Annotated in this window: 10 protein-coding genes, 2 tRNA genes and 2 pseudogenes; 12 read left to right on the forward strand and 2 right to left on the reverse strand. The window is 48.4% G+C overall.

Annotated elements, in window-relative coordinates:
- The first annotated feature begins 194 nt into the window (after positions 1–194).
- The 8 genes from SHK35_RS13585 (at position 195) to SHK35_RS13615 (ending at position 4023) form a co-directional block, all read left to right on the forward strand.
- Positions 195–267, forward strand: a tRNA-Thr gene (locus SHK35_RS13585).
- Between the two features lie 30 nt (positions 268–297).
- Positions 298–370 (forward strand) — tRNA-Thr (locus tag SHK35_RS13590).
- Positions 371–620: 250 nt separating this feature from the next.
- Positions 621–1346, forward strand: a complete 726-nt coding sequence (locus tag SHK35_RS13595) for a TetR family transcriptional regulator (RefSeq protein WP_318702837.1) — start codon at positions 621–623, stop codon at positions 1344–1346.
- 16 nt (positions 1347–1362) lie between these two features.
- Positions 1363–1503 carry a hypothetical protein gene (locus SHK35_RS14155; protein WP_330638266.1) on the forward strand — a complete coding sequence of 47 codons (141 nt, stop codon included), beginning with the start codon at positions 1363–1365 and terminating at the stop codon, positions 1501–1503.
- Between the two features lie 8 nt (positions 1504–1511).
- A complete protein-coding gene (locus SHK35_RS13600) occupies positions 1512–2276 on the forward strand; it encodes an aldo/keto reductase (protein WP_330638268.1) in 765 nt (254 codons plus the stop codon).
- A 27-nt stretch (positions 2277–2303) separates the two neighbouring features.
- On the forward strand, positions 2304–2636 hold the full coding sequence (locus SHK35_RS13605) for a putative quinol monooxygenase (protein ID WP_318702838.1): 333 nt from the start codon (positions 2304–2306) through the stop codon (positions 2634–2636).
- A 65-nt stretch (positions 2637–2701) separates the two neighbouring features.
- Complete coding sequence (locus tag SHK35_RS13610; protein ID WP_318702840.1) at positions 2702–3364, forward strand: cytochrome c biogenesis CcdA family protein; 663 nt, start codon at positions 2702–2704, stop codon at positions 3362–3364.
- A gap of 8 nt (positions 3365–3372) precedes the next feature.
- Positions 3373–4023: a TlpA family protein disulfide reductase gene (locus tag SHK35_RS13615; RefSeq protein WP_318702841.1), complete on the forward strand. Its 651-nt coding sequence runs from the start codon at positions 3373–3375 to the stop codon at positions 4021–4023.
- A gap of 77 nt (positions 4024–4100) precedes the next feature.
- Here SHK35_RS13615 and SHK35_RS13620 read toward each other — a convergent pair whose 3' ends face one another.
- Positions 4101–5252, reverse strand: coding sequence for a DUF4317 domain-containing protein (locus SHK35_RS13620; protein ID WP_318710186.1), 1152 nt, complete (start codon positions 5250–5252; stop codon positions 4101–4103).
- A gap of 233 nt (positions 5253–5485) precedes the next feature.
- Here SHK35_RS13620 and SHK35_RS13625 point away from each other — a divergent pair, with 233 nt between their 5' ends.
- The 4 genes and pseudogenes from SHK35_RS13625 (at position 5486) to SHK35_RS13640 (ending at position 10219) form a co-directional block, all read left to right on the forward strand.
- Complete coding sequence (locus SHK35_RS13625) at positions 5486–5824, forward strand: HEAT repeat domain-containing protein (protein ID WP_318710187.1); 339 nt, start codon at positions 5486–5488, stop codon at positions 5822–5824.
- Positions 5825–6314: 490 nt separating this feature from the next.
- Positions 6315–6659 (forward strand): annotated as a pseudogene (locus tag SHK35_RS13630) (sporulation initiation factor Spo0A C-terminal domain-containing protein); the annotation flags it as partial.
- 434 nt (positions 6660–7093) lie between these two features.
- The gene (gene glgA, locus SHK35_RS13635; protein ID WP_318702845.1) at positions 7094–8539 is read left to right on the forward strand and encodes a glycogen synthase GlgA; all 1446 of its coding nucleotides are present in this window, start codon (positions 7094–7096) and stop codon (positions 8537–8539) included.
- 18 nt (positions 8540–8557) lie between these two features.
- Positions 8558–10219: a putative polysaccharide biosynthesis protein gene (locus tag SHK35_RS13640; protein WP_318710188.1), complete on the forward strand. Its 1662-nt coding sequence runs from the start codon at positions 8558–8560 to the stop codon at positions 10217–10219.
- 4 nt (positions 10220–10223) lie between these two features.
- On the opposite strand, the pseudogene SHK35_RS13645 reads toward SHK35_RS13640, so the two are convergent.
- Positions 10224–10416 (reverse strand): annotated as a pseudogene (locus SHK35_RS13645) (hypothetical protein); the annotation flags it as partial.

Below are 10416 nucleotides of genomic sequence, written 5' to 3' on the forward strand. Positions count from 1 at the left end.
GGCATTTTAGGCTTTAAGACATCCAAGGAATTGTTTGAAGAGGAATTGGAGAAAATCACGGCATGAAATTTAAAAAAGTGTCGCAAAACTATTGACAAAATTCAAAAAGTGTAAACCGGCGTAATTTTTTGTTGACAAACGTCAGGTCTTTTGATAGAATGTAACACGGTGATTGCCTGTCAGTCACCGTGAATGCTGCTGTGGCTCAGTCGGTAGAGCGTCGCATTGGTAGTGCGGAGGTCACGGGTCCGATTCCCGTCAGCAGCTTTGGCGGGTGCTTTTTGTTGTTTTATAATTGCTGCTGTGGCTCAGTCGGTAGAGCGTCGCATTGGTAGTGCGGAGGTCACGGGTCCGATTCCCGTCAGCAGCTTTCACGTAAGGCATGAGCCGTGCAAAGGAAAAAACAGAACCGGGAATTTGAGCTTGCTTAAATCCCCGGTTCTGTTTTTCTTCCTTTATACGGCGAAGCCCGTGTACCTGCAAGGCATTTGCCGAGAAATCACTTGTCCTGATCTGCGGAAATAATTATTGACACAGTGTCAGAGAAGCGGTATAATAATATCATTGACACGGTGTCAGACATCGGGCAATGAAGGACGGCAAGCTTGAGTTTCCCACCTATGAGTATCTGGAAACGGGAGATGTCCTTGGAAAATGCCTTTCTTTCAAGGAGAAACGATGAAGCGTATCAGGCCGGACCTGGCGCCTTGGGGGAGAACGATATGACAAAGGAATCATTGGAGCTGATTGTCCAGAGAAAAAACGAAATCATAGATGCCTGCGAAATCCTTTATCGCACCAAGGGGTTTCGGGAAGTGACCATCAAGGACATCAGTACAGAAACCAGCTTCTCCCGGCCGTCGATCTACAACTACTTTGAGACAAAGGAAGAGATTTTTCTTGCCCTCCTGACCCGAGAATATGACCGATGGACGGAAAAGCTGAAAAAGGTGGGCTTCGGCGGACCCTGGAACCGGGATGAATTTGCGCAGGTGCTGGCGCACACTCTGGAGGATCAGGAGACTATGCTGAAGATTCAGACCATGAACCTGTATGAGATTGAGGAAAACAGCCGGGAAGAACGGCTCATGGAGTACAAGCGTGCTTTTTATCGTGCCATGACTGCCATTGACCACTGCCTGGAAGCTTATCGGCCCGGCATGGAAGAAACGGAAAAGCGTGATTTCCGTTATGTTTTTTTCCCATTTCTCTATGGGATTTATGCGTATGCCCATCCCACTGGGAAGCAGCTTTCTGTTATGGAACAGGTGGGAATTCCCTCTGCGCAGATGACGATTTATGAATTGGCATATCACTGCATCCGGCAGTTACTGCCGGAAAGCTAAGGAGGCATCAGCAAATATGGAATATGCGAAATTAGGAAACACAGATATTGAAGTATCGAGGCTCTGCGTAGGCTGCATGAGCTTTGGAAAGGCCGGGACGCTCCACGACTGGACAGTGGACGAGACCGAGACGGAGAAAATCGTAAACACGCCTTAGACCTGGGCATCAACTTCTTCGACACTGCTAATGGCTATTCGGAGGGCACCAGCGAGGAATATTCAGGCCGGGCAATCAAGAAAAATATAGCAAGAGATAAAGTGGTCATTGCATCAAAAGTTTACTTTAATCCCGGACGTCTCTCTGCAGAGGCCATCCACCGCGAGATTGACGGAAGCCTGAAACGGCTTGGCACGGATTATCTTGATTTGTACATTATCCATCGGTTTGACTATGATACTCCCATTGAGGAAACAATGAAAGCGTTGAACGATCTGGTGGCAGCCGGGAAGGTTCGTGCTATCGGTGCATCCGCTATGTACGGCTATCAGTTCTACAATATGCAGCTTGCTGCAAGAGACAATGGCTGGGTGCAGTTTGTGGCAATGGAGAATCATTACAATCTCCTCTACCGGGAGGATGAGCGGGAGCTGATCCCTATCTGCCGCCAGATGAATGTTTCCCTCATGCCTTACAGTCCATTGGCGGCAGGGCATCTGGCCCGGCCGGAGTGGAAATCTGACTCCATCCGCAGCAAAACCGACCGGGCGGCCATGGGGAAATATGACAGTACAAAAGAGCAGGATATGGAGATTGTCCGCAGAGTCCATGCTCTTGCACAAAAGTACGGTGTCAAAATGCAGCAAATCGCTCTGGCATGGGAGTGGGCGAAAGGCGTGACATCGCCTGTCTGGAAGAGCCATATGTACCCCATAGGATCGTCGGCGCAATCGATCGTAATCCGGAAGAAGGCGTTAAGCTGCTGGATGTAAAGAAATAAAGGAAGTGAGGAAAGTACAATGAGTATTACCATGAATCTCTATTATACCGGAAAGGATGGCAGCTCCCGCAAATTCGCCGAGGAGATGGAGCGCAGCGGGACAGCCGACCTGATTCGTGCGGAAGCTGGAAATGAAAAATACGACTACTTTTTCCCGATGAACGACCCGGAAACGGTTCTGCTGATTGACAGCTGGAAGGATCAAGAGTCCCTTGACATCCATCATGCCTCTCCCATGATGGGAACCATTGCCGCCCTTCGGGAAAAATACGACCTTCACATGAGGGCGGAAAGATATGTTTCGGACAACGAAGGGATTCCCGATTCGGATTCAAAATTCATAAAGGAATAAATGGGAGAAATCAAGAGAGTAATATGATATAATGTAGGGGACTTTTGATAGGAGGATATTTTGCTATGCAGTATTTCATATCATTTTTGGAAGGGATTATTACTTTTATATCCCCCTGTCTGCTGCCTATGCTTCCCATTTACATTTCCTTTTTTGCAGGAGGGGGAGAGCGCAGCACAAAAAAGACACTGACAGGGGCCCTGGGCTTTGTGCTCGGCTTTACGGTGGTCTTTGTGGCAATGGGGGCGCTTGCGGGAACCGTGGGAAGCTTTTTGAGAGAATATCAGACGGCTGTCAACATTGTGTCAGGCTTGATTGTTGTGTTTTTCGGCCTGCATTTTCTCGGGGTGATCAAAATCAATCTGTTTCGGGGAAACAGACGGAGCGTCAATACAGAAAATATGGGCTTTTTTTCTGCCGCCTTGTTCGGAATTGTATTTTCCCTGGGCTGGACGCCCTGTGTGGGCGCTTTTCTGGGCTCGGCGCTGATGCTTGCCTCCCAGCAGGGACATGTGGCCACGGGCATGCTGATGCTCTTGTGCTACTCTCTGGGACTGGGACTGCCTTTTTTGATCAGCGCACTTTTGATTGATAAATTGAAGAGTACATTTGACTTTATTAAGAGAAACTATAAAATAATCAATCTGATCTGCGGCGGACTGTTGATTGTGGTGGGTATTTCCATGATGACAGGGCTGATGGGAAGGCTGCTGGCGTTTTTGAGTTAGGAGGGATTATGAAAAACAAAAAGGGATTTGTTGCGCTTCTGGCAGCCTTGGTGCTGCTTTTGGCAGGAGCCATGATTTTATATCAGTTTCTGGCAAAGAACCGGCAGCCGGACATGCTGGGGGCTGTGGAGGAAGGCGCAGCGGAAGAAACGGATGCGGGAGAGAATGCACAGGCGGGGCAGCAGACGGCCTCCGGGGAAGAGACAGAGGACACCGCACAAGGCTCTGGTGTGGCTGCACCGGACTTCACGGTACTGGATGCCCAGGGAAACGAGGTAAAGCTGTCGGATTTTCAGGGAAAGCCGGTGGTGCTGAACTTCTGGGCCAGCTGGTGCGGTCCCTGTAAAAGCGAAATGCCTGACTTTGACGCCGCATATGCGGAATATGGAGAGGAAGTCCAGTTTATGATGATAAATCTCACAGACGGCTCCCGGGAGACCTTAGAGACGGCGGCGGAATTTGTGGAGGAGCAGGGGTATTCTTTTCCTGTCTATTATGATACTGAGTCCCAGGGGGCCATTGCATACGGCGTTATGGCAATTCCAACCACATACTTTATTGATGCTCAGGGAAATGCAGTTGCCCGGGCCATGTCCGCCTTGGACAGGGAGACTTTGGAACAGGGAATCGGAATGATTTTGGAGTCTGTATCTGATTAAGAAAATGCAGGGATGCAGGAACGCAGGAATGCAGAGGAAGTCGGAAATATGCTTTGCTGAGATGGGGCTTTGGCAGGTTATGCCAAAGCCTCCGGCGCTTCTTCCAAAACAGCGCGGACAGAAATGCCGTTTACTTCAATATTGCCTCCAAGCTCAATCACAAGGCATGGCCTGCCGTTAATCGTCCGGGTTTCAATCAAATCTGTGCGCTCCGGGTTTACTTTGATCACCACATCGGGGGTTTTCACCTCAAAGGAACGGGAATTGATTACGTTATCAACCAAAAGGGCGGTCTGCCCGCCGGTGGTTTCGTCGAAATGCCGGTCAAATTCCTCCAGCTTTTCATTGGACACGCCGCTGCTTGCAAACAAGGTCTTTACCTCATTTTTGTCAAGAACCAAAGGCTCTGGTTCTTCCTTGTGCTCCTGTGACATTTCGTTCAGCTTTTCGTGAATGTTTTTCACTGCCTCAATATCACAGGTTTCGCCCAGGGTTTCCTGAACCAGGGTCTGGAAGGTCTCCTTTTGTTCTCCGGCGGGAAGAGGAAGGGGACAGCCCAGAAGCTGTTCTACAAAGCTTTCTCTCAGCTCCTCGGAATTCCTGGAATAGTAAAGGGTGCTGTGCAGGTCTGCCCCTCTGTCGTTGAAGGCGGGGAAAAGGAAGCCGGTTTCAGGCATTCCCACCACCCAGTCGCGAATGCGGTTTTGAAAGGTGTTGTCTACGGCATTGTAGCTTAAGCCCGGCTTGGACAGATTTACGGGACAAATACATGCCAGTATGTATTCATATACCTCATCAGAGCCGTCCTCAAGCTCTATGCCGTCCAGGGTCTTGCCGGGTACATCGTACACGTCGTGGATGATAAGAATCAGATAGTTGCCCACATATTCGTAAGATGCAATGATTTTATCGTAAAACTCCTCCAAAAGGGCCTCGTCCTTCAGCTTGCTGTCTCTCAGGCGAAGCAAAAATTCCTGTGTTCCCCCTTCGCTTTCGCTGTGGAGAGGAAAGTCCAGCGTGAGCAGATTTTTTCCCAGGGTTCCGGAAAAATTCTTTCTCAGAATTTCAAAATATTTAAACATCTCTTCCTCGGGCAATGCAAGAAAAGCTTGCTTTAATTCTGTTTTCTTGTTTTTTTCACCGTCCACATAGCAGCCGCAGATGCGGGTGATAGAACAATTCTTTTGCGTGAAAAGCTTCTTGATCTCGCTGATTTCCTGTTTTGTCATATGGTTACCTCCTGACCTGGCCCCCAAACGGGCCGGATACCCCTTAGTATAGCTCATTTTGGAAAGCCGCACAATTCCCAAAAGAAAAAATAATCTTCTCTGTCAGGTTATGAAAATTTTAGATTTGTTTAAGATTCCCTACATTGAATTTAAGAAAAGTATGTACTATTATTAAAAGTAGAATAAATATTACCCGGAGAGTGGATGCCGGAACAGAAAGAAGGAATGCTTGTATGGATAATGCGCATACAATAGAAAAAATTCACAAATTTGCAGAAAAAAAGAAATCGGACAAGATTATCAAATTTCTAAGCTCTTCCGAGACGGAAGTGGTGGTGGCTGCACTGGAAGCGCTCAGCGAAATCCGGGATGAGGACAGCGTGAACAGTATCGCCGGAATGATTGATAATGCAGAGCCTCAGATTCGTATGGAAGCGGCGAAGGCGTTGGGAAATCTGGGATCAGAATATGCCAAGACCTATCTGCAGCACAGAATGGCCGCAGAGCAGGATGAAGCTGTGAAGAAGGCCATCATGGACGCTCTGCATAACATCGCGGCAAACAAAAAATAATGGACTGCTGCAGACAAATGCCTTTGCTGTGGGCAAGGGGTTCTGCGCTGAAAATGATTAAGGGGCTGATGAATTCTCCGGCATTATGGCTGAAGAAAGCATCAGCTTTTTTTGCCTGGAAGCTTCCGGAGTCAGAGACGGCAGAAAAGATTTTGACGATATTTAGGAAAAGAAGCAGGACGGACACGTTTTATTGCTCCTTTTGCTGAAGCTGGGCGGATTTTGCGATGAATTGCAGTTGATGTTGCAAACAATATCAATTTATAATAGGAAGGTACGAAATTTAAGATTTTTAGGCATGGGAGGTAGTTTAATGGAACAGTTAAACATTACAACTACGAAGGATAATGAAAAAGTATACAAAATCCTGGGAGACTTGATGAATGCGGACAAAGAGTTTCAAATCATGATTACCGTTCCCTCCACAAAAAGCAGCACGGCGCAGATTCAGACTTCAAAGACACAGAAGCAAAATGTAAATATACGGGACCTGGAACAGGATGTAACCAACATGATTCATGAGATCGGCGTACCTGCTCATATCAAAGGATATCAATATCTGCGGGAAGCCATCATGATGTCGGTGGAGGACCCGGCCATGATCAGCTCCATAACCAAAATTCTTTATCCCACCATAGCAAAACGCTTTCAGACCACGCCCAGCCGGGTGGAGAGAGCTATCCGCCATGCCATTGAGGTGGCATGGAGCAGAGGAAGAATGGAAACCCTGGACGCACTGTTTGGATATACCATAGATACCGGAAAAGGCAAACCCACAAATTCCGAGTTTATAGCACTGATAGCAGACAAAATCAGACTATCCTACCGCTCCTAAAAATAAACAAACCCCTTTCCACCAAACAAAATATAGTGTATAATGTATCCTATCGGAAGGAAAACAAGCGGATGCGAAGCATCCATTTGTTTTCCTCCGATAGGATAACGACAAAATCAGAAGCTGCGTAAGCAGCGCGCCGATGCGAAGCGGCGGCGGATTTTGGAGTACCGGAACGGGAAAGACGACAAAATCAAAAGCTGCGTAAGCAGCGCGCCGGTGCGAAGCGGCGGCGGATTTTGGAGTACCGGAACGGGAAAGGCGACAAAATCAGAAGCTGCGTAAGCAGCGCGCCGGTGCGAAGCGGCGGCGGATTTTGGAGTACCGGAACGGGAAAGGCGACAAAATCAAAAGCTGCGTAAGCAGCGCGCCGGTGCGAAGCGGCGGCGGATTTTGGAGTGCCGGAAAGAAGCTATTTGTGCGGAGGGTTTGGAATGAAGAAAATTCTTTTTGCTGCATCGGAGGGAGTTCCTTTCATTAAGACGGGCGGTTTGGCCGACGTAGTTGGTTCCCTGCCAAAATATATAGATAAGGAGTATTTTGACGTCAGGGTCATTCTTCCCAAATATACCTGTATGAAACAGGAAATGAAGGACAAACTGAGGTACGTCACAAATTTTTATCTGGATTTCAACTGGAAGAGCGTGTATGTAGGAATTTTTGAGGCCCAAGAGGATGGCGTACACTATTACTTTATTGACAATGAAGGCTATTTTGGCGGATTCAAGCCCTATTGTGACGACGTCCGCTTTGAGATCGAAAAATTTGCCTTCTTTTCAAAGGCTGTGCTTTCCGTGCTTCCGGTTATCGGCTTCCAGCCTGATTTAATCCATTGTCACGACTGGCAGACGGGACTGATTCCTGTCTATTTGAAGGAACGCTTCCACGACGGCGACTTTTTCCGTAACATAAAATCAGTAATCACCATACACAACCTGAAATTCCAGGGGAAATGGGATGTAAAGACAGTGCAGAGCATCACGGGACTGCCTCCTTACTATTTCACCCCTGATAAGCTGGAGGCATACAAGGATGCGAACCTGTTAAAGGGAGGCATTGTTTTTGCGGATGCGGTGACCACTGTGAGCAATACTTATGCGGAGGAGATCAAGACACCTTTTTATGGAGAGGGGCTGGACGGCCTTCTGCGTGCCAGAAGCAATTCTCTGAGAGGAATTGTAAACGGCATAGATTATGACGCTTTTAATCCGGAGACGGATCCTTATATTGCAAGACAGTACAATGCCGTGAATTTCCGAAAGGAAAAGGTAAAAAACAAGAGAGCGCTTCAGGAGGAGCTTGGCTTAAAGCAGGACGACAAAAAGATGATGATCGGCCTGGTTTCCCGGCTTACGGATCAGAAGGGGCTTGATTTGATTGCCTATGTGATGGATGAGCTGTGTCAGGACGATATTCAGTTTGTGGTTTTGGGAACGGGTGAGGAGCGCTATGAAAATATGTTCCGTCACTTTGACTGGAAGTACGGAGACAAGGTATCTGCCAATATTTATTATTCTGATCCATTGTCTCATAAGATTTATGCTTCTTGTGACGCCTTCCTGATGCCCTCCCTGTTTGAGCCCTGCGGCCTGAGCCAGTTGATGGCTCTTCGGTATGGCACAATTCCCATTGTGAGAGAAACAGGTGGACTAAAAGATACGGTGGAGCCGTATAATGAATATGAGAACACGGGAACGGGCTTCAGCTTTGTCAACTACAATGCCCATGAGATGCTGAACACCATACGCTATGCGGAACGTATTTATTATGACAGAAAACGCGAATGGAATAAAATTGTGGACCGCGCAATGGCGGTAGATTTTTCCTGGACGGTGTCTGCGCGTAAGTATCAGGAAATGTACGACTGGCTGATAGGATAAAAGTGAGAAGTGTGAACTATGAGTGACAACGGCGGCAGAAAAAATAACTTTGTAATGCAGGCGGGAATTCTGGCCGCTGCAGGAATCATAAGCAGGATTATAGGGCTCCTTTACAGGAGCCCTTTGACGGAGGTCATCGGGGAGCTTGGGCTGGGATATTACCAGGCGGCATATGGATTTTACACCATTATTCTGCTGATTTCCTCCTACAGCATTCCCTCGGCCATCTCAAAGGTAATCGCCCAGAAGCTTGCGCTTCGGGAGTACCGCAATGCGCACAGGATTTTTCTGTGCTCTATGGCATATGTATTGGTGGTTGGCGCCGCAGCCAGCCTGTTTTTGTTTTTTGGGGCCGGTATCTTTGTAGAAGAAGCGGCTGTCCCTGTGCTGCGCACCTTTGCTCCCACTATTTTTGTTTATGGTATCCTGGGCGTGCTGCGGGGATATTTTCAGGCACATAAGAGCATGGCCCAGACCTCGGTGTCCCAGATTTTGGAACAGATAGCCAACGCGGTGGTGAGTATAGGCGCGGCCTATCTTCTGATTAACGGTTTTATGGGGACGATGGAGGTTCCTGCAGATACGGAGGGACAGGTAAGGAGGGCTGCCTATGGCGCTGTTGGCAGCGCTATGGGCACGGGAATGGGAGTGCTTGCAGCTCTTTTGTTTATGGCGGCCATTTATGGGCTGAACCGAAAAATCATAAAGCGCAGAATCAGGAACGACAGGCACAGACACGTAGATTCCTACGGAGCGATTTTAAAGACCATAACGGCTGTGGTAACGCCCTTTATTTTAAGCACTGCCGTGTACAATCTCAGCGGGACGGTGAATAACGCAGTGTACACGAAAATCCTTCCTGCAATGAAGGAGCTGGACACAGTGGTGCTATACTCCAACTGGGGTATTTTTTCCGGGCAGGCCATGACCATTTCCAATATTCCCATTGCCTTTGCCTCCGCTATGGCTGCGGCCATGATCCCTTCGGTGGCACAGCTGATGGCGGCGAAGGATATCCAGGGAGCCAGGCATAAAATCGGCGTGGCGGTGAAATCTACCATGTTGATTTCCATTCCGTCGGCGGTAGGGCTTTTTGTGCTTGCAAAGCCGGTGACCTATCTTTTGTTTCCAAGGTCCGAGGAGGTTGTAAATCTGGCGGCAAGACTGCTGATGACGCTGTCGCTGTCGGTTGTGTTTTATGCGCTTTCTACGTTAAACAGCTCCATTCTTCAGGGATTGGGAAGAGTGAATGCTCCCATTGTCAATGCCTCTATTGCACTGGTGCTGCAGACGGCAGCGGCCATCGCTCTGCTCTTTTACACAGATTTGGATTTGTACAGCATGGCCATCGCCAATACGGTCTATTCCGGAGCCATGTGTATCTTAAACCAGATTTCCGTGCGGAGAGCAGTGGGCTACAGACAGGAGCTGCTAAAAACCTTTGTGATCCCCTTGATTGCCTCCCTGTTTATGGGGGGGACAGCCTGGGGCGTCTATGAGGGGCTGCTTGCGCTCACCGGCTCCATGCGGATTTCCGTGATTCCGGCTATTGGCATAGGGGCGTGTGTCTATTTTGTTCTTTTGATCGTGCTTCGGGGGGTTACGCAGAAGGAGCTTTTGGGCTTCCCCAAGGGATATCTTTTGGTGAAGGCGGCAAAGAAATGCCGCCTGTTAAAGTAAAAGATCAGTCGTTTACCAAAGTCAGCGCTGAAATGTCGCATTCTGCCATAAGAGAATAATTGGTATAGTACACTACAAAGCCGGGCTTGGCTCCAGCCGGCTTTTTAATCTGCTTTTTTTGAACATAGTCAATTTCCACCTTGTCCTGTCCCCGTCCCTTGGAATAGTAGGCGGCCAGACTCCCAGCCTCCTCGAAG

It is taken from the genome of Candidatus Acetatifactor stercoripullorum (assembly GCF_944382095.1).
Classification (GTDB): Bacteria; Bacillota; Clostridia; order Lachnospirales; family Lachnospiraceae; genus Acetatifactor; species Acetatifactor stercoripullorum.

Coding starts and splice junctions, on each gene's coding strand:
- SHK35_RS13595 (WP_318702837.1), top strand. CDS start 621: ATGAGTATCTGGAAACGGGAGATGTCCTTGGAAAATGCCTTTCTTTCA.
- SHK35_RS14155 (WP_330638266.1), top strand. CDS start 1,363: ATGGAATATGCGAAATTAGGAAACACAGATATTGAAGTATCGAGGCTC.
- SHK35_RS13605 (WP_318702838.1), top strand. CDS start 2,304: ATGAGTATTACCATGAATCTCTATTATACCGGAAAGGATGGCAGCTCC.
- SHK35_RS13610 (WP_318702840.1), top strand. CDS start 2,702: ATGCAGTATTTCATATCATTTTTGGAAGGGATTATTACTTTTATATCC.
- SHK35_RS13615 (WP_318702841.1), top strand. CDS start 3,373: ATGAAAAACAAAAAGGGATTTGTTGCGCTTCTGGCAGCCTTGGTGCTG.
- SHK35_RS13620 (WP_318710186.1), bottom strand. CDS start 5,252: ATGACAAAACAGGAAATCAGCGAGATCAAGAAGCTTTTCACGCAAAAG.
- SHK35_RS13625 (WP_318710187.1), top strand. CDS start 5,486: ATGGATAATGCGCATACAATAGAAAAAATTCACAAATTTGCAGAAAAA.
- glgA (WP_318702845.1), top strand. CDS start 7,094: ATGAAGAAAATTCTTTTTGCTGCATCGGAGGGAGTTCCTTTCATTAAG.
- SHK35_RS13640 (WP_318710188.1), top strand. CDS start 8,558: ATGAGTGACAACGGCGGCAGAAAAAATAACTTTGTAATGCAGGCGGGA.